Source organism: Stenotrophomonas sp. STEN008, from assembly GCF_056760435.1.
Genome location: NZ_JBRRET010000002.1, coordinates 25,470 through 49,755, shown reverse-complemented (window position 1 = coordinate 49,755; position 24,286 = coordinate 25,470). Strand labels below are relative to the sequence as shown.

Annotated in this window: 12 protein-coding genes; 3 read left to right on the top strand and 9 right to left on the bottom strand. The window is 67.5% G+C overall.

Annotated elements, in window-relative coordinates; genetic code table 11:
• Window positions 1-13: 13 nt before the first annotated feature.
• From ACVOME_RS01270 to ACVOME_RS01260, 3 genes are all read right to left on the bottom strand, one after another.
• Complete coding sequence (locus ACVOME_RS01270; protein WP_481504610.1) at window positions 14-9,394, bottom strand: Ig-like domain-containing protein; 9,381 nt, start codon at window positions 9,392-9,394, stop codon at window positions 14-16.
• 591 nt (window positions 9,395-9,985) lie between these two features.
• Window positions 9,986-11,452 carry an amidohydrolase family protein gene (locus tag ACVOME_RS01265; RefSeq protein ID WP_481504609.1) on the bottom strand — a complete coding sequence of 489 codons (1,467 nt, stop codon included), beginning with the start codon at window positions 11,450-11,452 and terminating at the stop codon, window positions 9,986-9,988.
• A 51-nt stretch (window positions 11,453-11,503) separates the two neighbouring features.
• Entirely contained in the window at window positions 11,504-12,208 is a 705-nt protein-coding gene (locus ACVOME_RS01260; RefSeq protein ID WP_197601126.1) for an ankyrin repeat domain-containing protein, read from the bottom strand.
• 92 nt (window positions 12,209-12,300) lie between these two features.
• Here ACVOME_RS01260 and ACVOME_RS01255 point away from each other — a divergent pair, with 92 nt between their 5' ends.
• Together ACVOME_RS01255 and ACVOME_RS01250 are read left to right on the top strand one after the other, a co-directional pair.
• Window positions 12,301-13,182: a LysR substrate-binding domain-containing protein gene (locus ACVOME_RS01255; RefSeq protein WP_164151820.1), complete on the top strand. Its 882-nt coding sequence runs from the start codon at window positions 12,301-12,303 to the stop codon at window positions 13,180-13,182.
• Between the two features lie 99 nt (window positions 13,183-13,281).
• Window positions 13,282-13,923, top strand: coding sequence for a hypothetical protein (locus tag ACVOME_RS01250; RefSeq protein ID WP_065175273.1), 642 nt, complete (start codon window positions 13,282-13,284; stop codon window positions 13,921-13,923).
• A 108-nt stretch (window positions 13,924-14,031) separates the two neighbouring features.
• Here the strand turns inward: ACVOME_RS01250 and ACVOME_RS01245 are convergent, their stop codons facing one another.
• Window positions 14,032-16,758: a TonB-dependent receptor plug domain-containing protein gene (locus ACVOME_RS01245; protein ID WP_346475086.1), complete on the bottom strand. Its 2,727-nt coding sequence runs from the start codon at window positions 16,756-16,758 to the stop codon at window positions 14,032-14,034.
• Window positions 16,759-17,020: 262 nt separating this feature from the next.
• Between ACVOME_RS01245 and ACVOME_RS01240 the strand changes: the two genes are divergently transcribed.
• Complete coding sequence (locus ACVOME_RS01240) at window positions 17,021-17,572, top strand: GNAT family N-acetyltransferase (protein WP_309250431.1); 552 nt, start codon at window positions 17,021-17,023, stop codon at window positions 17,570-17,572.
• Here ACVOME_RS01240 and ACVOME_RS01235 read toward each other — a convergent pair.
• Genes ACVOME_RS01235 through ACVOME_RS01215 form a run of 5 tightly spaced genes read right to left on the bottom strand, consistent with a single transcriptional unit; the run spans window position 17,569 to window position 24,243 of the window.
• On the bottom strand, window positions 17,569-18,345 hold the full coding sequence (locus ACVOME_RS01235; protein WP_180875322.1) for a CDP-diacylglycerol diphosphatase: 777 nt from the start codon (window positions 18,343-18,345) through the stop codon (window positions 17,569-17,571). The genes ACVOME_RS01240 and ACVOME_RS01235 overlap by 4 nt on opposite strands.
• 56 nt (window positions 18,346-18,401) lie before the next feature.
• Window positions 18,402-20,099 (bottom strand): T6SS phospholipase effector Tle1-like catalytic domain-containing protein, encoded by a 1,698-nt coding sequence (locus tag ACVOME_RS01230; RefSeq protein WP_277380778.1) that lies wholly within the window; start codon window positions 20,097-20,099, stop codon window positions 18,402-18,404.
• The gene (locus ACVOME_RS01225) at window positions 20,086-20,586 is read right to left on the bottom strand and encodes a hypothetical protein (RefSeq protein ID WP_197571158.1); all 501 of its coding nucleotides are present in this window, start codon (window positions 20,584-20,586) and stop codon (window positions 20,086-20,088) included. Before ACVOME_RS01225 ends, ACVOME_RS01230 begins: the two co-directional genes overlap by 14 nt.
• A gap of 16 nt (window positions 20,587-20,602) precedes the next feature.
• Window positions 20,603-21,466 (bottom strand): DUF4123 domain-containing protein, encoded by an 864-nt coding sequence (locus ACVOME_RS01220; protein WP_065182771.1) that lies wholly within the window; start codon window positions 21,464-21,466, stop codon window positions 20,603-20,605.
• Window positions 21,467-21,468: 2 nt separating this feature from the next.
• Window positions 21,469-24,243, bottom strand: a complete 2,775-nt coding sequence (locus tag ACVOME_RS01215) for a type VI secretion system Vgr family protein (protein ID WP_459040261.1) — start codon at window positions 24,241-24,243, stop codon at window positions 21,469-21,471.
• Window positions 24,244-24,286 lie beyond the last annotated feature (43 nt).

The window sequence follows — 24,286 nt, the reverse complement described above, 5'->3', positions numbered from 1 at the left end:
CGCCGTTGCGGCATCAGGCCACCACCTGCACCGAGTTGTCCTCCACCAGCAGTGTGGTGCTGCCAAAGGTGTACACGTCGTAGGTCACACCATTGATCAACTGGGTGGTTCCGGTGTTGACCGCACCGATGACGTTCAGCACATCGTTGCTCTCGCCGGTGATCTGCAGCGTGTCGTTGCCATCGGTGATTGCCGCCACCTCCGCCGCCGTGAGGGTGAGCACGCTGCCCGAATCTCCCGTGCCCAGATCGATGCGCTCGATGTTGCTGAGCGTGCCCACACCGGCCGAGTTGTAGTCCAGGTCGATGCCATTGGCCAGGATCAGGGTGTCGAATCCAGCCCCTCCATCGATGCTGACGAAGTTGGTGGCGGTGATCTGTATCGCGTCGTCGCCGTTGCCGGCGACCACGTGATCGCCGCTGCCGACGTTGAAGATCAGATCGCTGCCATCGCCGCCGTTGATGTGCTCGGAACTGCCGTTGGCGCCGGACAGTACGTCATTTCCGGATGTACCGTTGACATCGATCTGACCGATGTTCAACGACAGGCCGTTCGGACTCAGCGTGACGCCGTAAGCAGCGCTGTCGTTGCCGTTGGAATCGGTAGATACCAGATTGAAGGATATCTGCGACCCAAGGTTGAGGATATCGGTGATGTTCAACCCGAGCTGGCTGAGGATGGTCGGACTGAGCAGGTTCAGCGAGAAGTTGCCGGAGGAATCGGCCTGGATCGGCAGCAGCTCGACGTTCAGCGCGGGCGTGATCACCCGGATCACAACGCTCGAATCCGGCTCGGTGGTGCCACTGAAGCCAAAGCGCGGACTGAGAGGATTGAGGCTGACGTCCACCCCGAAGTTGCCGATGGTGACCGGCTGTTCGATGCTGGTGCCGATGCCGATGCTGGCCACGTTGCTCGGATTGCCAGCCGGATCACTGCCCACGACCGACACCTGTGCGTTGAGCAGCTGGTCCCAGGTGAAGTCGATATCCAGATCGGTGAGCAGGTTCAGCGACGCCAGGCCACTGTTGTCGGCGGTGACCGTCGCCGTGGCCGTCACACCTCCTACCGTCAGCGTGACCGTCAATTCGGTGCCGGGTTCGGCGGAAATGGTCAGCAGATTGCCGACCAGCGACAGCACCGGGGTTGCGGGTGGAACCGTATCGATGGTGAAGGCTTCCGGCGCCGATGCGGTGCCACCGGCGACTTCGGCGGTGATAGTCGATGCGCCTTCCGGGAACGGCCCCATGCCAGCGGGCGGCGTCAAGGTCACGGTCACCGAACCGGCCGCGATGTCCGCAGCGGTCAGGGTGTGGCTGACATCGGCCTCGTAGCCGTTCTGGCCCGCGAACCTGACGGTGATGACCTGCCCGACCTGCATCGTCGGGCGAACGGTCACGTCGACCTGGATGCCGTCGCCGATTTCCGCAGCATTGATCCACGTGTCGGCGGCCTCCGGCACGCTGATGTCCGGTGGCGCAAGATCGGGGGCATTGATCGTCGCCGGACCGCTGGTATTGCCCGCCAGATCGATCGCGACCGCAGAGATCAGCTCGCCGGCAATCAACGGTGGTGCGAACGGCAGGCTGAAGTTGCCGCTGCCATCCACATTGACGGTGATCGGATTCGCGGTGTCTCCATTGACCACAATCCGGACCTGGCTGTTGGGCTCGGCCGTGCCGCTCAGCAGCGTACCGTCAGCACTCACGCTGAGCAGCGGCGCCGGCGGCGCCACGGCGTCCACCGTGGTGGTGGCCGGGCCGCTGTTGTTGCCCGCCGCATCCTGGGCCACCGCGTTGATCACGGTGCCATCGGGCAGCGGCGGTCCAGGGGTGAAGCTCCAGTTGCCGCTGCCATCGGCGATAGCCTGCCCGATCGGATCGCCGTTGCCATCGGTGAGGATCACCGTGGCACCCGCTTCGGCCGTGCCAGTGATGACACTGCCGTTGCTCGGGTCGATCACCGGTGCCGGCGGCGCCACCGCGTCCACCGTGGTGGTGGCCGGGCCGCTGCTATTGCCCGCCGCATCCTGGGCCACCGCGTTGATCACGGTGCCATCGGGCAGCGGCGCTCCAGGGGTGAAGCTCCAGTTGCCGCTGCCATCGGCGGTGGTTTCGCCGATGGGATCGCCGTTGCCATCGGTGAGGATCACCGTGGCGCCGGCTTCAGCCGTACCGCTGATGACGCTGCCGTTGCTCGGATCGATCACCGGTGCCGGCGGCGCCACCGCATCCACCGTGGTGGTGGTGGGGCCACTGCTATTGCCTGCGGGATCCTGTGCCACCGCGTTGATCACGGTGCCGTCGGGCAGCGGCGCACCAGGAGTGAAGCTCCAGTTGCCACTGCCATCGGCGATAGCCTGCCCGATCGGATCGCCGTTGCCATCGGTGAGGATCACCGTGGCACCCGCTTCGGCCGTGCCAGTGATGACACTGCCGTTGCTCGGGTCGATCACCGGTGCCGGCGGCGCCACCGCGTCCACCGTGGTGGTGGCCGGGCCGCTGCTATTGCCCGCCGCATCCTGGGCCACCGCGTTGATCACGGTGCCGTCGGGCAGCGGCGCTCCAGGAGTGAAGCTCCAGTTGCCGCTGCCATCGGCGGTGGTTTCGCCGATGGGATCGCCGTTGCCATCGGTCAGGATCACTGTTGCACCGGCTTCAGCGGTGCCAGTGATGACGCTGCCGTTGCTCGGATCGATCACCGGGGCCGGCGGCGCCACCGCATCCACCGTGGTGGTGGCCGGGCCGCTGGTATTGCCTGCGGGATCCTGTGCCACCGCGTTGATCACGGTGCCGTCGGGCAGCGGCGCTCCAGGGGTGAAGCTCCAGTTGCCACTGCCATCGGCGATAGCTTGCCCGATCGGATCGCCATTGCCATCGGTGAGGATCACCGTGGCGCCGGCTTCAGCCGTACCGCTGATGACGCTGCCATTGCTCGGATCGATCACCGGGGCCGGCGGCGCCACCGCATCCACCGTGGTGGTGGCCGGGCCGCTGTTGTTGCCCGCCGCATCCTGGGCCACCGCGTTGATCACGGTGCCATCGGGCAGCGGCGCTCCAGGGGTGAAGCTCCAGTTGCCGCTGCCATCGGCGATAGCCTGCCCGATCGGGTTGCCACTGCCATCGGTGAGGATCACCGTGGCGCCGGCTTCAGCCGTGCCGCTGATGACGCTGCCATTGCTCGGGTCGATCACCGGTGCCGGCGGCGCCACCGCATCCACCGTGGTGGTGGCCGGGCCACTGCTATTGCCCGCCGCATCCTGCGCCACCGCGTTGATCACGGTGCCATCGGGCAGCGGCGCTCCAGGGGTGAAGCTCCAGTTGCCACTGCCATCGGCGATAGCTTGCCCGATCGGATCGCCATTGCCATCGGTGAGGATCACCGTGGCGCCGGCTTCAGCCGTACCGCTGATGACGCTGCCATTGCTCGGATCGATCACCGGGGCCGGCGGCGCCACCGCATCCACCGTGGTGGTGACCGGGCCGCTGTTGTTGCCGGCCGCATCCTGCGCGATGGCATTGATCACGGTGCCGTCGGGCAGCGGCGTAGCCGGGGTGAAGCTCCAGTTGCCACTGCCATCGGCGATGGCTTCGCCGATGGGATCACCGTTGCCGTCGGTCAGGATCACCTTCACGCCGGGCTCGACGGTGCCGGTGATCACCGTGCCGTTGCTGGCATCGAGCGTCGGCGCCGAGGGCGCGACCGCATCGACGGTCGTGCTGACCGGGCTGCTGTTGTTGCCGGCCGCGTCGCGCGCCAGTGCATTGATGACGGTGCCATCGGGCAGAGGCGTGCCGGGCGTGAACGACCAGTTGCCACTGCCATCGGCGATGGTCTGCCCAATCGGAATACCGTTGCCGTCAGTGAGGATCACTGTCGCACCGGCTTCGGCGGTGCCGCTGATGACGCTGCCATTGCTCGCGTCGATCGTCGGTGCCGGCGGCGCGACCGAATCGACCGTGGTACTGGCCGGGCCGCTGCCGTTGCCCGCCGCATCCTGTGCCACCGCAGTGATCACCGTGCCATTCGGCAACGGTGTAGCCGGCGTGTAGCTCCAGTTGCCGGCGCCATCGGCGGTGGTCTGGCCGATCGGGTTGCCGCTGCCATCGGTCAGGATCACTGTGGCACCGGCTTCGGCTGTACCGCTCACCACACTGCCGTTGCTCGGGTCGAGCACCGGCGCCGGCGGCGCCACCGTATCCACGGTGGTCGTGGCCGGGCCACTCGCGTTGCCTGCCGCATCCTGGGCCACCGCCGTGATCACGGTGCCATCGGGCAGCGGCGTGCCGGGCGTGAACGACCAGTTGCCACTGCCATCGGCGGTGGTCTGCCCGATCGGATCGCCATTGCCATCGGTCAGGACCACCGTCGCGCCGGCTTCGGCGGTACCGCTGATCACCGCACCGTTGCTGGCGTTGATCACCGGCGCCGGCGGCGCCACCGCATCGACGGTGGTACTGGCGGGGCCGCTGCTGTTGCCGGCCGGGTCCGTCGCGATGGCGTTGACCACCGTGCCATCGGGCAATGGCGTGGCCGGAGTGAAGCTCCAGTTGCCACTGCCATCGGCCGTGGTCTGCCCGATCGGGTTGCCGCTGCCATCGGTGAGAATCACCGTGGCACCCGCTTCTGCCGTACCGCTTACCACACTGCCGTTGCTCGGGTCGATCACCGGTGCCGGCGGTGCCACCGCGTCCACCGTGGTGCTTGCCGGGCCACTGGTGTTGCCCGCCGCATCCTGGGCGACCGCGGTGATCACCGTGCCGTCCGGCAGCGCTGTGGCGGGGGTGAAGCTCCAGTTGCCGCTGCCATCGGCCGTGGTCTGTCCGATCGGGTTGCCGTTGCCATCGGTGAGAATCACTATCGCACCGGCTTCGGCGGTGCCGCTGATCACCACGCCGTTGCTGGCGTTGATCACCGGTGCCGGCGGTGCCACCGCATCCACGGTGATGCTGGCCGGGCCACTGCTGTTGCCGGCCGGGTCCGTCGCGATGGCGTTGACCACCGTGCCGTCGGGCAATGGCGTGGCCGGGGTGAAGCTCCAGTTACCGCTGCCATCGGCCGTGGTCTGCCCGATCGGAGTGCCGCTGCCGTCGGTCAGCACGATGACTGCATTGGCTTCTGCAGTGCCACTGATCTCGACCCCATTGCTGGGATCGATCACGGGCGCCGGCGGCGCAACGCCATCGATGGTGATCGCCGCCGGCGCACTGTCGACACCCGAAGGACTGCGCGCGATCACGTTGACCACGGTCCCATCGGGCAGCGGTACGCCCGGGGTGAACGACCAGTTGCCACTGCCATCAGCCGTGACCTGGCCGATCGGGTTGCCGCTGCCATCGGTGATGATGACCGTATTGCCCGGATCTGCAGTACCGCTGATCACCGAACCGTTGCTGGGATCGATCAGCGGAATCGAGGGCAGCGAGCTGTCGACGGTGGTGCTTGCCGGTGCGCTGGTGTTGCCTGCGGCATCGGTCGCGGTGACGTTGACCACCGTACCATCGGGCAGCGGCGTGGCGGGGCTGAAGCTCCAGTTGCCACTGCCATCGACAGTGGCCTGCCCGATCGGATTGCCGTCGCCGTCGGTCAGCGTCACGGTGCTGTTCGGTTCGGCGGTACCGGTGAGGACGTTGCCATTGCTGGCATTGACGACCGGCGTTGGCGGCGCCACCGCATCGACCGTGGTGCTGCCCTGCGGGCCGGTGTTGCCGGCCGCATCCTGCGCGACCGCGTTGACTACCGTGCCGTCAGGCAGTGCCGTGGCCGGGGTGAAGCTCCAGTTGCCACTGCCATCGGCGGTGGTCTGTCCGATCGGGTTGCCGTTGCCATCGGTGAGGATCACCGTGGCGCCGGCCTCGGCGGTGCCGGTGATCGTCGTGCCATTGCTCGGTTCGAGCACGGGGGCCGGCGGCGGCAGCGCATCGACGGTGATGGCCGCCTGGGGACCGGTATTGCCGGTGGCATCGGTGGCGGTCGCCACGATCACCGTCCCGTCCGGCAGCGGCGTGCCGGGAGTGAAGCTCCAGTTGCCACTGCCGTCGGCGGTGACCTGGCCAATCGGATTGCCGCTGCCGTCGGTCAGGATGACCGTGCTGCCAGCTTCGGCAGTACCACTGACGGTGGTGCCGTTGCTGGGATCGATGACCGGCGCCGGCGGCGCACTGGCATCGACAGAGACGGTGGACGGCGGACTGGTATTGCCTGCCGCGTCCACCGCCACGGCCGTGACGCCGGTGCCATCGGGCAGCGGGGTGGCCGGCGTGTAGCTCCAGTTGCCGCTGCCATCGACGGTGACCTCCGCGATCAGACCACCGTTGCCATCAGTGAGGACGATCGTGCTGTTGGGCTCGGCGGTACCGCTGACCGTGTTGCCGTTGCTGGGATTCAGCACCGGCGTAGCCGGTGGCAGCGCGTCCACGGTGATGCTGGTCGCGCCGCTGGTATTGCCAGAGGCATCGGTGGCGGTCGCGCTGACGACGCTGCCATCGGGCAGCGGCGTAGCGAGCGGGAACGACCAGTTGCCGTTGCTGTCGACCGGGGCCTGACCGAAGGGATTACCGCTGCCATCGATCAACGTGACGACACTGCCCGGCTCGGCCGTGCCAGTGAGCGTGATGCCATTGCTCGGGTTGACCACGGGTGCGGCAGGTGCGACGGCATCGACCGTGATCGACGAAGGCGCACTGGTGTTGCCGGTGGCATCGGTGGCCGTGGCGTTGATCACGGTGCCATCAGGAAGCGGCGTCGCCGGAGTGAAGGTCCAGTCGCCAAAGCCATCGGCGGTGACCTGCGCAATGAGATTGCCATTGCCGTCGGTGAGCGTCACCGTGCTTCCCGGCTCGGCGGTGCCAACGATCAGGGTGCCATTGCTGACGTCGAGCACGGGCGCCGACGGCGCCTGCGAGTCGATGGTGACGCTGCTGCCGACGCTGGCGTTGCCGGAGCCATCCACTGCCACGGCGTTGACCACCGTCCCGTTGGGCAGCGGCGTGGCGGGCGTGTAGCTCCAGTTGCCGCTTCCATCCACCGTTACGCTGGCAATCGGATCACCATTGCCATCGGTGAGGATCACCCTGCTGCCAGGCTCGGCGGTGCCAGTGACTGCGCTGCCGTTGCTCAGGTTCAGCACAGGCGCGGCCGGTGGCACCGCATCCACCGTGGTGCCGCCCTGCCCGCCGGTGTTGCCTGCTGCGTCGGTGGCGGTGGCATTGATCACGGTACCGTCCGGCAGTGGCGTGGCCGGGGTGAAGCTCCAGTTGCCGTTGCCGTCAGTGGTGGTCTGGCCTATCGGAGTGCCGCTGCCGTCAGTCAGCGTCACGGTACTGCCGGGCTCGGCGGTACCGCTGATGCTCGTGCCGTTGCTGGGGAGCACGACCGGGGCGGCGGGTGCGACCGCATCAACGATGATGCTGGCGCCGGGGCCGGTGTTGCCGGTGGCGTCCGTGGCACTGGCGTTGACCACGGTGCCGTTCGGAAGCGGCGTGGCCGGGGTGAAGCTCCAGTCACCGTTGCCGTCGGCGGTGACCTGCCCGATCGGATTACCGTTGCCATCGGTCAAGGTGACCGTGCTGCCGGGCTCGGCGGTTCCGCTGAGCGTGGTGCCGTTGCTGGCCTCGAGTATGGGCGCGGCAGGCGGCTGCGAATCCACGGTGACCGTTGCCGGCGGGCTGCTGTTGCCTGAGGCATCCTGGGCAACCACCGTGACCACCGTGCCATCGGGCAGCGGCGTGCCGGGGGTATAGCTCCAGTTGCCGCTGCCATCGACGGCGACTTCCGCAATCGGATTGCCGTTGCCGTCGGTCAGCACCACCGTGCTTCCGGGCTCGGCGGTGCCCGTGAGCGTGCCGCCATTGCTGGGCTCCACGGTAGGCATGGACGGCGCGACCGCATCGACCGTGATGCTTCCCTGGCCGCTGGTGTTGCCGGCCGGATCGGTTGCGGTGGCATTCACCACCGTGCCGTCCGGCAACGGCGTGCCCGGGGTGAAACTCCAGTGGCCATCGCCATCGGCGGTGACCTGGCCGATCGGGTTGCCATTGCCGTCGGTGAGGGTCACCGTGCTGCCGGCCTCGGCGGTACCGCTGATCGTCGTGCCGTTGCTTGGATCGATGACCGGTGCGGCAGGCGCAACGCCATCGATGGTGATCGACGTGGCGGGGCTGGTATTGCCGGCCGCATTCTGGGCCACGGCAGTGACCACGGTTCCATCAGCAAGCGCCGCAGGCGGCGTGAAGCTCCAGTTGCCGCTCGCATCCGCTACCGTCTGGCCGATCGGATTGCCATCGCCATCCGTAAGCAGGATGGTCAGGCCCGCGCCCGCCGTTCCGGAAATCACACTGCCATTGCTGGCATTCACCAGCGGCGCGTCGGGATAGTCGGGCGCCTGCACCGTGACCGGCGGACTGCTGTTGCCGGCCGGATCGGTCACTACCACGCTGATCGTCTCGCCTTGGGTCAGCGGTGGATCCAGTGGCACCGTGAACTGGCCGTCGCCGCCGATCACCACGGTGGCATCGGGCTGGCCATCGCCATCGGTATCCACGCCCACCGTTGCTCCCGGCTCACCGCTGCCGCTGATGCTGCTGCCGTCGTCAGCCACCACCACGTTGCTGGCCGCTGCAGGCGGTGTCGTATCGGGGGCCGTCGCCTGCCCCGGTCCGCTCACGTTGCCGGCGGCATCGACCAGCGTCACGCTCACGCTCTCGCCGTTGGTCAACGGCGGCGACAGGGTGACACTGAATCGCCCATCGGCACCCACCGTTCCGGTCGCATCAGGCTGCCCGTCACCATTGGTATCGACGCGCACCGTGGCACCGACTTCACCGCTGCCGGTAAGCGTCCGGCCGTCTGCACTGAATGCCAGCCCGGTGGGTGCGGCCGGCGGCGTGGTATCGGGTACCGGGGGATTCTGCGGTGGATTCGCCGATCCGCCACCACCACCGCCGCCGCTGTCGGCCAACGCCACCGCTGCGCCGACCGCGGCCAGCCCGCCCAGCACCATCGCGCCGCTGATGCCACTGCCCGCGCCCGCGCCCGCTGCCGTCAGCGAGTCGAATCCAGCCAGCGTCTCCTGCGGCAGATAGCTCGCCGCCAACGGCCCATCGCTGGCCACCACCGGCAGATCGACGGCCACGAGCTTCTTGTCATCCACCAGGAACAGATGGCTGGGCGATTGTCCTTCAGCATAGAAGTTGGCGATGCGGACGTTCTCGCCGGTCTTCAGCTGCACCACGAGATCCTGGCCGTCCTTCACGTAGCCGGCGACCTGGTCTGGATCGACGTCCAGTGCGACGTTGCTGCTCTGCTGCAGCGTCACGACATCATTGCGGACGGTGGTGGCGGCGGTATCGGAGCTGATCGATTCGCTTGCCGGGACAACCTTGACGCGGATGGCCATGGGACATTCCTCTCTACAGGCGCACCGCCATGCGCACAACGACGTCACGCACAGCAATCACGCTGGCACGGCGGCACGGAATGGATATGTTTTCGCGCGAAGCCACCGCCAACAGGCAAACCGCCTGCTGCCGGATACGTGCTTCGGATTCTTCAGGCGACCGGATGCAGCGATGCGACGCGCCCGGTCGTGGTGCGATGCAGCGCTACAGCGTGGGCGCGAGATGCAGATGCATGAACGACAGTCCTCTTGTCTGGAATCGCCGACGCGCGTTCAGCGACGCGGTCAGGGCCGTCGGACGTCGGCCATTGCTCCCCGTCCGCTGCGGGAGGGTATACACCGCGTCGAAGTGAACGTTCCATGCAGATTGCGTGCATGCGGCCTTCATTGCGTGGGCCATTGAAAGCTCTGTGACGCAGTTGGCACGTCATTACGCTGGAACACCCGTTTTCAGGGGGAAAAAATGCGATCCCAATTGACGTTTCAGGCTCGTTTTGCGCAGCGCAAAACGAACGAAGGAACGGTCGGGAGTGCCCGCAGCAACGCGTGGCGACTCCCCCGTTCCCCTCATCACTACAACGATGACTGCGTTCAGTCCGCTGATCGGCCCTTGTCTGCTTCATCGTTCCACGCGGCCACGCGCGCGCGGGTGTCGGCCAGCATCTTGTCCAGCGCTGCACGATCATGCACGTGGCCGCGCAGGATCACGCTGTCGATCTTCCGGGTCCCGGCGATGTCCTGCAGCGGATTGGCGGTGAGCAGTACCAGGTCCGCGGCCTTGCCCGTGGTCACGCTGCCGTAGCGGTCCATCTGCCCGAACCAGGCCGGGCCAGACCGCGTGGCCGCTGACAGGGCCTGGGGCTGTGTCAGCCCTTCCTGCACGAACAGCTGCAGTTCCTGGTGCAGTCCGATCCCGGGATAGTTGAACGAATTGAGGAAGCCGGCGTCGGTGCCGGCAATGATCGTCACACCCGCTTCCTGAAGCATCGGCAGCACCGCGGCCACCTGCCGGTACTGCGCATGCCGCGCCTGGATCTGTGCCGGCGTGGCCTTGGCCGCGCGCTCCACGCGCCACTGGTAAGTGGCACGCAGGCCTGGGCCGATGTAGGCCAGATAGGGATCGTGGGCATGATCGTCCTGGTCGAGGAAGTCGAGAATGCGTCCGCCGTTGAGTGTGGGCGTCACGAACACGCCTCGACGGGCGAAATCACGATACGCGCGCATCGCGGTGTCACGGTCGAAACTGGCATCCAGCTGCCGGTTGGCTTCCGCACGATCGATACGTCCGGCGCCGAAATCGGCTGCAATCCGCGCCTCATCCCTGCTGCCCGCCTTGAACGCATAGTCCAGGTGTTCGATCGACGCCAGGCCAGCATCGACCGCCTGCTCCACGGTCAGCGCCATTGGGATATGGCCCGATGCCCTGAATCCTGCCTTGCGCGCGGCGGCGGCCGAGTACAGGAACAGTTCCGGTGTCAGCGTACTGTCCGTGATCTTGACGAAGTCGACCTTGTCGCGCTGCAGGCGCGTGATCGCCTGATCGGCATCGGCGCGGCTGCCGACTTCGATCGTCCCCTTCCAGACCGGCTTGATGCCTTCGATCTTGGCGCCGGAGCTGAGCAGGCGTGGACCGAACAGTGTGCCGGCGGCGATCTCGCCACGCCACTGCAGCACCTGCTGCGGCAGATCACCCGAACAGTCGCGCACGGTGGTGATGCCATGGGCGACGTACAGCGGCAGCAGTGCCTTGTTCTCTTCGATCAGCGCAGGGCCTCCACCGAAGTGCACATGCATGTCCCACAGTCCCGGAATCAGGTACTTCCCCTGCGCATCCAGCTGCCGGTCCGCGCGCCACTGGCCCTCCAGCCCTGCGTCAGGGCCGACCGCAACAATCGTCTCGCCGCGGATCACCACGCTCTGCCCCGGCAGGGTGCGGGCGTGCTCCACATCGACCACGGTGGCATTGCGGATCAGCAGATCGGCACGTTCGGCCGCAGCTGCGGACAGCGGTGCGCAGGCGAACAGCACAGCAAGGGACAACGGGCGGAAACAGAACATGGAGAACATCCTGATGGGCACGGCCAGCGTGCGGAATGGAAGGAGCAGATATCAGCGTGTCGCGCCATGCTGGCGCAGCAGGGTTTCGATCGCGGCCTGGCCGCGCTGGCGCGCGTGAGCCAGCGGCGTCACGCCCTCGCCGTCGGCCAGCTCAGGATCGGCGCCCGCTTCGAGCAGCAGCTGCACGATCTGCGTGTGGCGCGGCCCTCCGTCGCCGAGCAGGATCGCCTCCAGCAGCGCCGTCCACTGCAGTCGATTGACGTGGTCCACTGCCACGCCCGCACGCAGCAGCATGCGCACCGTGGTGACGTGGCCACGCTCGGCGGCGGGAATCAGGGCGGTGCCGCCATAACGGTTGGTGCTGCGCAAGTCGGCACCATGGCTCAGGGTCAAGGCCAGGATCCGGTCCAGTCCGCGCGCACCGGCGTACAGATAGGCACTGTCCTGCAGCCTGTCCTTGGCGTTGACATCGGCCCCCGCCTCGATCAGCACGCGCGCCGCGTCCACGCGGTTGCCATGGGTCGCCAGCAGCAGCGCGGTGCGGCCCTGTGCGTCGCGCGCTTCCAAGGCCGCGCCATCGGCCAGTGCCTGGCGCACCGCTCCGGCATCGCCGCGGCTGGCGGCCTCCCGCAACCGCACGTCGGCTTGGCCGGACGGGTCTGCGGCACAGGCCGGAAATGCCACGGCCAGCAGGCACAGCAGAAGCGCGCGCCGTGAGGGCGCAGCCCAGCGCAGGCAGCGGTGTTGCAGGTACATGATGAACCCTCCGGAATCAGTCGGCCGGACGTTGCCGGTGCCTTGGCCGCATGGTAGAAGTCGCCACGGGTATCCAGAAATGAAATGTTCAAATGCAAGAAAGTTCAAAATCGAATAGGTCACTGTTCGAACTGGACCTGCTGCGGGCCCTGGTGATGGTGGCCGACTGCGGCAGCTTCACCACTGCGGCGACCCGCCTGCACTCGACCCAGTCCACGGTCAGCCAGAAGGTGCGTCGTCTGGAAGACCTGGCCGGTCATCGCCTGCTCGAGCGTGGCCATCGCGATGTGCAGCCCACCGACGCCGGCCACACGCTGCTGGGCTATGCCCGGCGCATGCTCGACCTGAACGAGGAAATGGCACAGGCGTTGGCGGGCGCCACGGTCGAAACAGCGGTCCGCATCGGTGTGCCCGAGGACTTCGTCAACGCGCAGACCACGCGCATGCTGGCCGCTTTCAGCCGCCGCCATCCGCAGGTGAAGCTGGAGATCAGCAGTGGCCTCAGCCGCGATCTGGCCCATGGCTTCGATCATGGCGAACTGGATCTGGTCCTGGTCAAGCAGCGCCGCAACAGCCGCCAGGCCGTGCATTGCCGGCGTGAACCCATGCACTGGATCGACAGCCTGCGCAGTGGCTGCCTGCTGCAGGAGCCCCTGCCGCTGGTGACCTTCCCGCCGCGCGGACTGTACCGCGACGAAATGATCCAGGCGGTCGAAGCACTCGGCCTGCGCTGGCGCATCGCCTTCACCAGTTCATCGCTCAGCGGCATCCAGGGCGCGGTTGCCGATGGCATCGGCATCAGCCTGCTGCCGCGCCGGGCAGTGGGCCGCGGACACCGCATCATCGACGGCGAACGGAACCTGCCGGTGATCGACAACTACGAGATCGGGCTGCTGCACCGTGGCGACGCCGATGATGCCGTGCGTGCGCTGGCCAGCGAGCTGTGGCAGCAGGTGCAGCGCGAGCCGGTATGAGCCCGTTCGATGAATATCGCCGGGTGCAGGGGCGCGGCGGGTGCGCCGTACACAGCGCTGAACGGGTACCATAGACACCTGTTTCCGCTGTGATGCCGCATGGGCCCGTCCGACCGCCACGATCGTATCCGCCGCTGGCAGGCCGCTTCACTGCTTGCCGCCGCGCCGATCGCCAGCCTGTCCGCCAGCGATGCCGTCGGCGCTCCGCCGCCGCAGGCACCGCCTGGCCAGCAGCGGATCGCCCCGGCGGCGCTGGTCGAACGGCTGCATCAGCGGGTGCTGTCCGGGCAGAGCGCCACAGCCACGCTGGAAAGCTGGTGTGCCGAACACGGCCTGGCCCAGCAGGCCCGCGTCCGCGCGGTGCGCATCCATGGCGATGACAAGCAGGCCCCGGCCGAGGTGCTGCAGGCACTGGGCGCCGACTCCAGCGCCGCGCTGCGCTACCGCCGCGTGCAGCTGGTGTGCGGGAACCGCGTGCTGTCCGAGGCCGACAACTGGTACCTGCCCGGCCATCTCAGTACGGCGATGAACCAGGTGCTGGACAGCACCGACGAGCCTTTCGGCCGCGTGGTCGGCCCGCTGGGCTTCCAGCGCGAGACCGAAGCCGACCAGACCTTCTGGCCCCCCCGTGGCGAGGGCGACCACGGCATCATCCTGGAAGTACGCGCCTTGCTGCGCGACCGGCAGCAGCAACCTTTCAGCTACGTCATCGAATCCTATCTGGTGCAGGCGTTGCCGTAAGCGTGATTGCGAGCGGGGGTGACGACTGTCCGTGCGTCGTGAAGGCATCAAGCGACGCCTCTCCGCTCGCCGCAGACGCGAGTCGAAGAGGCGCCCCACCTGCGCTGCTCAGTTGAAGCGGTAATCCATCTCCACCCAGAACTGGCGGCCATAGGGGTCGTAGTTGCCGACCGGATAGAACGGCCAGCCCCCCCCGTTGCGGTCCGCCGGCGGCCGGCTGTTGCGCAGGTTGTTGACGATGACACCCAGCGACAGGTTGTCGCCGAAGCTGCGGAACACGCTCGCGTTGTACGTCATGTACGGTCCGATGCGGCCGCTGCCATCGCTCTTCGGCAGCGAGCCATAGCGGTTGCCGTACACCGTCGCGGTCCAGTCACCGCGGTTCCAGGTCACGCTGCCATTGACCTTGCTGCGCCACTGCCAGTCGTCGAGGGAATTGCGGATGTCACGCACCTCGTCATCGGCGAACTGCCGGTACTCATGCTCAAGCACGACGGTGTAGGCCAGACGCGTGGTGAAGCGCCCCGCCCGCCCGGCATCGAAACGCCAGTTGCCCTTCAGATCGATGCCGCGCACGGATTCGGATGCCGCGTTGATCGGATTGATCAGCACCCGGGTGACCTGGTCCGGCTGCACCGCCGCCGTGGAAGGATTGCGGATCACGCGGGCCAGCGCGTCCTGGCACAGCGGTGAACCGATATCGCGCACTTCACCGCCCAGGGTACGACCGAGGCGGCAATCGGCTTCGTCGCGCAGAATGCGGCTGCTGTCGAGATTGGTCACCTCGTTGTCGATGCGGATGTCGTAGTAGTCCGCACTGAAATCCAGGCTTGCCAGCGGCGACCAGACCACACCAAAGCCGTACGACTTGGCGGTTTCCGGTTGCAGCTGCGGATTGGCGCGGTTGCTGAAGTCGATGGACAGCCCGTTGAAGTCGCAGTCGTCATACGGCTGACCGGCGGTACGGCACCGCCAGTAATCGGTCATGCCCGGGTTGTAGCCGCGGGTTTCAGTGGCGAACACGTAGTTCATGTCCGGCGCACGGAAACTGGTGGCGGCCGTGCCACGGATCAACAGGCTGTCCAGCGGGCGGAACTCCACGCCGAAGCTCCACGTCGCCTTGCCGATGTGTTCGCCTGCGGCCCGGTACTGATCGTAGCGGCCCGCCAGCGTGGTGGTCAGGCGCGGCAGCAACGGCAGCTGCAGTTCGGCACCCACCGCATAGCGATCACGCTCTCCCCCTGCGCCAACGCCGGCACTGGTGTTCCAGAACTCTCCGGTTCCCAGCCGCGGGTCCGGTCGGTTGCGATACCCCTGGCTGCCGGCCTCGACCACGGCCGCCAGCGCCGCCTCGCCTCCGGGCAGTTCGAACAGGCGGCCGTTGACGCTGGCGCTGAAGGTCTGCAGCCACGCCGCATTGCGGCTCTCCTGGTAACCGGACAACTGCCCGTACTCGTCCGGCGTCAGCGGCTGGTAAAGCCGTGCCGGATCCGGCGCGTAGACTTCCACCCCGTCGCGCACGCCCAGCGTCGGGCCGAGCAGGTATTCGTTGATTCCCGCCAGCAGCACCGGCCGCCGCGTCCGGTTCTCGTAGCGCGAGCGGCTGTAGACGGCCTCGTAGTCCCAGTCACTGTCACCCAGCTGGCCGCGTACACCGACGTTGAACGACCACGACTTTTCCAGGAAGCGATTGGCGTTGCGCGGCAGGCCGCCCACTTCTTCCGGTGCGAACCGGCGATACCAGCTCTCCAGTTCACCACTGTTCTGGTTGTAGAAGTAATTGCGTGCGGACGTCCAGGTCGGGGCACGGGTGTTGTTGTAGATGGTGGCGCTGCCCACGGCCAGGTCGGCGAACAGATCGGTCCGTTCGTCCAGGTGGAAGGTCAGCAGGCCATAGCCATCGAGGTTGCGCTTTTCAGTCTGCACGGTCCAGTAGCTGGCGGCGGCCTCGTTGCTGCCGCAGTAACTGCCCAGGCGCGGATTGGTGGCGCGGAACACGCTCCCGCCGTAGATCCCGGAAGCGGCATCGCAGCCGTCACTGCCCGGGTCGATGTTCCTGCCGGTGGCTGCATTGCGCCGATAGGCGATGGCCGTGGCCTGCGGGACCGTGCCACGCGGATCATCGTCCAGCGAGTCCATGAAATCGCGCTGGCGTGCGTGGATGGCCTTGCGGATTCCCAGCTCGAAGCCGAACACGCCTTCCCATCGCTCACCGGCACCACCTCCCACCACCTGCACGCGCTGGTTGTCTCCCCCGCCCTGCTCGGTACCGCCGGCACGAACGTTGATGTCCACGCCGTCGTAGCGCTCCTTGAGAATGATGTTGACCACGCCGGCGATGGCGTCGGAACCGTACACGGCCGAAGCGCCGCCGGCGAGCACTTCGATACGCTCGATGAGGGCGCTGGGAATGTTGGCCAGGTTCACCACGTTGACCGAGCCTTCGTAGGCCAGCGGGTAGTCGGACTGGCGACGACCGTTGACCAGCACCAGCGTGCGGTTCGGCCCCAACCCGCGCAGATTGATGGTGTTGGCGGCCGGGGTGAAGGTATTGCCGTAATCCTCGCCCTGCACGTTGCCGGTGTTCTCGGTCAGCGCACTCAGGGCGTCGAATGCATTGCGGTAGCCCTGCGCGTCGATCTGCTCCCGGCTGATCACGGTCACCGGCGACGGCCCTTCAACGCTGGCGCGCGGAATGCGCGAACCGGTGACCTTCACTTCCTGCAGTGATGTAGGTGCGCTTTCCTGCGCGAAGGCGGGCAACGAGGCCAGCATCAGGGACGACAGCGCGAGCACCAGCGGACGATGGCGCAGCGCCTGGGGAGAGGCGGACATGGGCTTCCTGGGGGAGTTGGACGATTGGACGGGACGCGGCGGCCTGTGCGCGCATAACGATCCCGTAACGAAAGTGTCCCGAACGGACAGTTTCAGCGGAAATGACCAGGCCTGATGGGCTTATGCCGGAAGCTGATAAGTGACGCCGCGCGCTGACAACGTGCGTTTTACAACATTCTTGATGGTGTGGCGCCGCATGTACGGGCATCGTCAAGCCATGACGACCTGTTCCTTCGGCCCTCCGATTCCACCGCTCCGCCCCGTGCTGCGCCAACACCTCGTGCAGCTGCAGGCGGCCCCGATCACCCTGCGCCTGTTCAACCGCGCCGATCTGCCACGCTGGCGCGCCTTCGACGATCGAAGGAGCCGCGGCATCTTCCGCCCGTCCGGCGTCGACGAGGAAGCGCGCTTCCTGGCAGGCGTCCACCGTTCGCGCCTGCAGCAGGACAACGACCAGCTGCTGCTGGGCGTGTTCGATGACCGGCACGGCATGCTGCATGATCAACTGCAGATCCAGCTGCACTCCGCCCACGCCCGTTGCGCCGAGCTGCGTTCAATGCAGCACAGCCACGAGCATCCCGCGCAGGCGTTGCAGGCGCTGTGCCCCTTCCTGTTCGACCAGGTCGGACTGCATCGCGTGTTCACCCTGCTTCCGGTGGCCAGCAGCACGCCTTTCGTCGATGCACTGCGCTCGGTGGGGTTCGAGCATGAAGGCCTGCTGCGCGATCACCATCTGGATATCGATGGCTGGCAGGACCGGCAACTGCTGGCCTTGACCGCGCCGCGCTGGCGACAACAGGTCCGCCCGGACTAGCGGACCCGCTCCAGCGCGGCATCCGCCCCGGTCAGTACCGAGCACGCATGGTCCTGCAGCTCCTCACCGCTGGCCTCATTGCCGGTCGCGGGATCCAGGCGGGTCGCCAGCAGAATGAAGCCGGGGCCTCCCAGCACATTCTCGCGGCCTGCCACCACCAGGCTCCATTGGCCGACATCGGGCAGCCCGCTCAGGTCATAGGCGAGCAGGTTCAATGGATTGGCACGCAGTTCTGCTCCCGGCAGCATGCGCGCAACGTAACGATGGCCACGCAGCGGCACGGGCAACGCCGCCCACTGCATTCCGACCGCCGGGGCGTGCGTGTCCAGCGCCTGCAGCACATCGGCGCGCAGGCAGTCGATGTGGATGTGAAGCTGATGCTGGGAACGGCCGTGCGGCGAGTTCAGTGCAAGGCTTGCGACAGTGCGCGGCAGGGGGCGGCCCAGCGCCTGTTCGGTATGCCCGCGGGCCTGCCAGGCAGCCGCGAAGTAGTTCGGCGCACCGCGCTGGTACAGCACAGCGCTCTCGATGCCACTGACCTTGTCCAGTGGCATCAGCAGGAACTGGTAGTCGCCATGGGCGTCCTTGATGAGCACATCGCGGCGGGCCGCGGTCGCGTCCCGTTGCAGGCAGGCGCCACGCGGCACATCGGCACCGCGGCAATCGCGCTCGATCAGCCTCCACAGCGCATCCGACGGGACCGGAGCCGGCGCAGGCGCGCTGGCGCAGGCCGCCAGCAGCGAACAGGACAACAACAGGATCAGGCGGGTCACGGGTCTCACAATCGACGGCACGGCAAGGGCTGCGCCGGCCAGTGTACCCTGCCCCCTCAGCCGGGCACGGCCTCTCGCGTATCCGCCGTCTCCTCGACCTTGCCGGGCGTGTACTTGGTCGCGCCGAAGTACAGCACCCGCCATTGGCTCAGGTTGCCGATGAACCAGTGCGCCACCGAGTCATGACCGTACCCATCGAAGAAGGTCTCCACCTCCGGCGGCAGCAGGGTCGTATTGTCCCAGGATTCCAGAGTGACCCGCTCGGCCATTGTCAGCGTTCTGCCGCGCTCCCGGCGCCGTCGCAGGCTGACGATCTTGTCCAGAAGCGTGTCGTTCTCCTTCTCCAGCCCCCGGCGCTGCTTGCGTACCGCAGAGAGCTCATCGTTGCGCGCCTTCAGCTCGTCTGACACCCGGTTCCATTCGGCGGTCTTCTCCGCATTGCCCTGGTCGGCCAGATGCAGGTTGTCGTTGTCCCAGGGCGATGGCAGCTGCGACTGCCGTCGGCGCAGCGTGCGCACCTGTTCGCGCAGGGCCTCTTCGCGTGCAGCAAGCCGCTGCATCGACGGCAACTGGTCACCACGTGCCACGCGCACGCGCAGCCAGCGATACAGCAGCTCCATATGCGACGCCTGCACGTCCTCCATGCGTCCACGCTTGACCCGCACCGCCTGCAGATAGGCGTTGAACACCGCCTGCAGTTCCGGATCCTGCTTGTCGAACTCAGCCTTGACGTGCTGTTCCAGGCGACTGATCGGGTTGAGCAGCACCCCCCTGGCCTGCGCCATGTCATACATCTCGTTCAGGGCAAAGCGCGCGATGCTGTTCCGGCGCCCCTGGTGCTGGGGATCGTAGCCACCGCCCACGTCCGAGTGCACACCCGGGAACCATATTTCCACCGTGTTGGCGGGGTATTGGGCATGCTCGCGGGTGGAATCCAGGGGGAACTGGCCGCGCAGCTCATGGGCGGCGGTCATGTGCACCGACTGCTCCACGATCTCCGGTATGGTCATGCCTTCAGCCCATCCGGTATGCCCATTGCGGTAGTTCACTGCCGCCGCCGTCAGGCTGGGCCACACCGAGCACACCGTATCGAACACGCCCATGAATCCGATCCGCAGCGGAATACGCTCGCGGTACAGCCAGGTGCCATCGGCCTGGCGTCGGCAGCGCGCGGCCAGATCGCGGGCGAACGCGCGTGCCGAAGCCGCTCCGCGCGAAAAGCCCAGTACCGACACGCTGACCACCAGGATGCGCATCGGCTCGGGCTGGCTGTCTATCAGCTCGTCCAGCGACTGCAGCGCGAAGTCGATGCGCTCGCGCCCGCCCTTGCCGATGGACAGCCCCAGCAGTCCCCCCTTATCACCGACCTCCGGGCACGGTGTTCCTACGCCGGACAGGTACTGCCGTTTTATGTTCCGCGTGTCGTCCCTGTGCGCGATGAACAAGCGGGCGATGTTCGACAATGCGCGCTCATTCTGGGCCTTGTTCAGCTCCTCATCGCGATTGTTGCCGGTGCCATCGAAGAATACGGCCAGGTGCAGGCTCTGCGTGCATCCCGTAGTGGCCGCTTCCTTGTCGGGCACGGTGCCACACATCGCCTCCTGGCGACGGCGGCGCTCGGCATCGCTCAGCGGACGTGTGCCGCGGGCCAGTCGCGCAGTGCGTGCCGTGCCCTCAGCCTGGGCGACCGGATCCGGGGTGCCCGGTTCGAGATCCACCTGCCCGGGAATCGCGGTCGGATCAATACTGGTCATGGTCCTTGTGCTCCTTCGGCACTGGCATGCGCCGTACGTCCCACTTGTTCACGCCCTTGTCCAGCAGCTCGGCCTCGACATGACCGTCCGCATAGAAGTGCAGCAGCAAGGTGGCCGGGTTGGGTGGATAGGGCATCTTCAGCGGTACCACGGCTTCACGCGGCACGCGGTGCCCTTCATCCAGATAGCGGTTGGTGGCCAGATCGTATCGGTTGGCCTCGATCCAGCGCACGCGCACGCTGTGCGGCCCCTTGCCTCGGGGCGCACGCGGGGCCATGCCGGAGCCACCGTTGGTGTATCCACCGATTCCGCCCAGAAACTGCCCATCCACCCTTACATCGTCGAGGTAATACGGGCTGTAGTTGAACGCGAACAACGACATGATCGGCGTCTTGCCGCGTGCCATCGCCCGGCTGCAGCCGACGCCCACCACCAGCAGCGCGATCACCGCCAGCGCGCTCCACCACAGGTACTTGTTGCCCATCATTCCGATCGCGCTCCGTTCAGTCCCAGCTTTCTTCAAGCGGCCACACTTCGTCACCGATATCGGCAGCGCTGCGCCGCCCCGCCGCGAAGTCCTGCAGGCGAAGCCGCCATGCGGGATCCTCGCCAAGATCGACGCCGGCCAGCAGCGCCCAGGTCGACACCATCACCAGCCGTCGGCTGTCCTCGATGCCGACGTCCGCGGCCGTGGCCACCACCCGTCGGAAGAAGGTATACCAGCGCGCACGGGGAAGCCGCGCCAGCAGCTCCGGATCGGAGAGCTGGAAGTGATCGATCAGCGTGTAGGGGTAGCTGGCATCGATCAGGGCGCGCCGCTGCGCCGCCTCCAGCACCCAGGGAGGATCGTGCGGATCCTGCACGCTGTCCTGCAATTCCAGGTGCGCCCATTTCAGATCGTGGCGCAGGTACCACCAGCGCTCTCCCAGCGCCAGGAAGGCCCGGCACTGCGCCGCGTCCAGCACCTGCACCCACCATGGCAGCACCCGCGCGTCGAAGAAGCGGGCCAGGAACAGCTTGCCGTTCGGGTAGCTGGCGTCCAGCCGTCTCTGCAGCCGCTGCTGCAGCTCTTCCGCAGGCAATGCCGTGTCGATCAGGCTGAGCAGGCCCGGAGAACGCGCGTAAGACGCCGCACGCTGCAGGAAACCGTCAAGCTCCAGGCCACGCGGCAGGCGCGCGAGGAACACGCTGGCGTCATCCGTGCCATCGGCCAGCAGGCCGTCAAACAGGGGCAGCGGCGCCCAGGGCAGCGCGCGCAGCAGTTGCAGGGGCTGCTCGCACTGCGCGCCATCAAGCAGAACGTAACGCTGGGTGCCCTCCTCCAACGGCGGTGGCGAGAACGGTGGGAACTGCCAGTCGTTGGCCACGCTCAGCCTCCCTTCGGTGTCAGCGGGGCTGCACGCTGTGCGGCCAGCAGCAGGCATTCCTTGCAGACCGACTGCGGGAAGACCGGCAACGGGTAACGGCCGCGATCGCCGGGCAGGAACGACTTGCGTCCCGCGTGCACGGCGATCCTCCCGGGTGCGTTGAACACGATGTTGCCGCCGCTGAGGGTGATGCTGGCCCCGCCTGCGGTGGCCACCTGCACCGTCCGGCCCGCAGCCACCTCCACGGCGCCCTGTGCGCTCGTGCCACGCAGCGACTGCCGCGACTGCACGCGCACTTCGTCCTGTTGCGCCTTGACGTCCAGCACCTGTTCGCCACTGGCCAGGGTCAGCGCCGGCTCGCCCGGATCAGCCCCCTCCAGTGTTGCGGCCAGTACGCCGATGGCCTGCCGTCCATGCCAGCGCGCCTGCCCCATCACCACGGCCTCGCCGTGCTGGCCGCTGCCCAGTGCCAGAGTCTCGCCCGGCGCCCAATGCAGCCCCTGTCCGGCCACCATCAGCGCACCATCAGGTGCAGCCAGGCCCAGCAGGGCATCGCCGGTATGCGGAACGCGGCCCTCGCCGGCATCACCGCTGCGTTCCGGCGCCGAGCCGGCCGCATCCTGCAACGCGCTACCGGGCACCGTACTGCGCACGCTGGCCAGCAGCACCGGCAGCGGTGACTGCGAACCGTCCAACCGCGAGCGCTGCGGCGATTGCACGCCGACATGCGCGGCCGGCCGCACTGTCAGATGCGTACCCGCCGCCGCAGCATGGCTGTGGGCCAGCGTGGCCAGCTGCTGCAACAGCGCAGCAGGCTGTGCCGCCGTACCTGCCGGTTCGACGCTGCGGCGGGCATAGGCACTCAACCAGAGCCCGCCTTGCCCGCGCACGCTGCCCCAGGCGTCGCTGCGCAACTCGAATCCACTGCCGCGGAAGCTGCCTCTATGGTTGTCCGCCTGATGGCGCAGATGCCCCAGCGTCAATGCCGAAGCCTGCTGGCTGCTGGCCAGCTGGGCCCGCAGCTGCTGGTCGCTGTCGTCGAACAGCAGACGATTCCAGCCGGCCCCCTGCCACTCCCGTGATTGCACGCCCCACAGCGCACCGGCGTTGCGGTGTGCCTGCTCTCCGGTCGCCGCCGCGTGCCAGGCAGGCGCCTGGCCGCCCCCGAGGTTGGCCTGCGCACTGCCGGTGCCATCCCTCGCCTGTGCGTACATGGACGTATCGGCCTCCGCGCTGGCGCCCGCCGGGGTCGGCGCGACGCCGCCTTCTCCGCGCCCGTTGTACAGCGCGCCCAGCACCAGCGGCCGGTCGATGTCGCCCTCGAGGAAGCCCACCAGGACTTCCTGGCCGATACGGGGCAGGAACTGGCTGCCCACGCCCGGCCCCGCGTAGCGCTGCGCGACGCGCAGCCACGCGCTGTCCGTGCTGCCCTCTTCCTGCTGGAAGTGGAACCGCACGCGGATCCGTCCCAGTGCATCGGCGTGCAGCTCGGCGCCATCGGCGCCCTGCGCAGCCACCACGACCGCTGTCTGGTAACCGGGCGCCAGCGGCCGCGGATTGCGTCGCGCACCCGTGCCGTCCCATAGCGTCGGACGCCAACGCCGGTCGCGGGGCAGAGCGACGAATGTCTGTGCGTAGCCCTGCGTCTGGGCAGCCACCTGCAGCGTGTCCGCGGTGGCGGCGGCATCGTCCATCGTTGCCAGCGCCTGGCGCAGATCCACCGGCAGGTTGTTGACCCCGGCGTGCTCGACGTCCACCAACAACAGTTCGGTCGGCACTGACCCCGGCGTTCCGCTCAATGACCAGACCTGGCCGGCATCGCCGCTGCGCACGCTGCCACGGCCGTGCCACTGCAGTGCCTGCGCCTCCAGTGCCTCGGCGACCAGCCGAGCGTGGTGCTGCAGCTCGGCCGCGTCGGCAAAGGCATGCGCGCCAACCGGGTCGTAATCCTCGCGTCGCGCCTGCCCGCTGCCCTGCACCGGCAACTGGCCGGCCAGCGAGCGCGCACTGCGGTAGTCGCTGCTGTGCAGCTGCACGTGCGTGCTATGCAGCCGCCGTTGCAGGCCGAGCTGCTGCACGCCATCACTCTGCTCGGTGCCATCGGCGCGATGGAAGCGGATCCCTCCCGCCGACTGCGACGCAGCGGCTTCCGGCAGGAGGGTCGAATCGGCGAACAGCAGCACGCCGTGGCCGGCCGTCGCCTCCCCGGTATCCTGCACGCACCAGCCCAGCCCTTCTTCGGCCAGCAAACGCTGCACGAAGGTCAGGTCGGTCTCGCGGTACTGCACGCAATAGCTGCGCGGCCGGGATGCGGCCAGCATCCCGTCGACCTCATCGCTCCAGCGCCAATGCGCATGTTGCGGGTGCATCTGGAACACCGCGTCCACGATCTCGCGCACGCTCTGTTCCTGGAACACGCGGCTGCAGCGGGCCTGGTCGAGCCACCAGGTCCAGTCACGCAGCGTGATGCGATAGCGCACCAGTCCACCGTCAGCGCCCACGCACTGCGCATCGGCGATCACGCCGTGACGCGGCCAATCCTGGCCATCGGCCAGGTGCACATGCAGGCATGCGGGCCGCCCCGGCCAGTCAGCCAGTGGCAGCGATGCGTCCAGCGCGAGTACATCGATCTGAAGATGCCGCCCCTGCGACAGGGCATCACGCCCGTGCCACCGGTCGACAACGACCGCCGGCATGCCGGGGAGATCCAACCGATACAGGCGGCTGCCGGCATCAAGACCCGCTGCCTGCACCATGAGGTTGCGAATCGCTTCCATGGCGTTCCTACCGTTGCTGCCCTCCGCGACGCGGCGGGCAGGT

What these genes read in the sequence shown, in the direction of transcription:
- ACVOME_RS01270 (WP_481504610.1), bottom strand. Translation starts at nt 9,394, where the DNA reads ATGGCCATCCGCGTCAAGGTTGTCCCGGCAAGCGAATCGATCAGCTCC.
- ACVOME_RS01265 (WP_481504609.1), bottom strand. Translation starts at nt 11,452, where the DNA reads ATGTTCTGTTTCCGCCCGTTGTCCCTTGCTGTGCTGTTCGCCTGCGCA.
- ACVOME_RS01260 (WP_197601126.1), bottom strand. Translation starts at nt 12,208, where the DNA reads ATGTACCTGCAACACCGCTGCCTGCGCTGGGCTGCGCCCTCACGGCGC.
- ACVOME_RS01255 (WP_164151820.1), top strand. Translation starts at nt 12,301, where the DNA reads ATGCAAGAAAGTTCAAAATCGAATAGGTCACTGTTCGAACTGGACCTG.
- ACVOME_RS01250 (WP_065175273.1), top strand. Translation starts at nt 13,282, where the DNA reads ATGGGCCCGTCCGACCGCCACGATCGTATCCGCCGCTGGCAGGCCGCT.
- ACVOME_RS01245 (WP_346475086.1), bottom strand. Translation starts at nt 16,758, where the DNA reads ATGTCCGCCTCTCCCCAGGCGCTGCGCCATCGTCCGCTGGTGCTCGCG.
- ACVOME_RS01230 (WP_277380778.1), bottom strand. Translation starts at nt 20,099, where the DNA reads ATGACCAGTATTGATCCGACCGCGATTCCCGGGCAGGTGGATCTCGAA.
- ACVOME_RS01225 (WP_197571158.1), bottom strand. Translation starts at nt 20,586, where the DNA reads ATGATGGGCAACAAGTACCTGTGGTGGAGCGCGCTGGCGGTGATCGCG.
- ACVOME_RS01215 (WP_459040261.1), bottom strand. Translation starts at nt 24,243, where the DNA reads ATGGAAGCGATTCGCAACCTCATGGTGCAGGCAGCGGGTCTTGATGCC.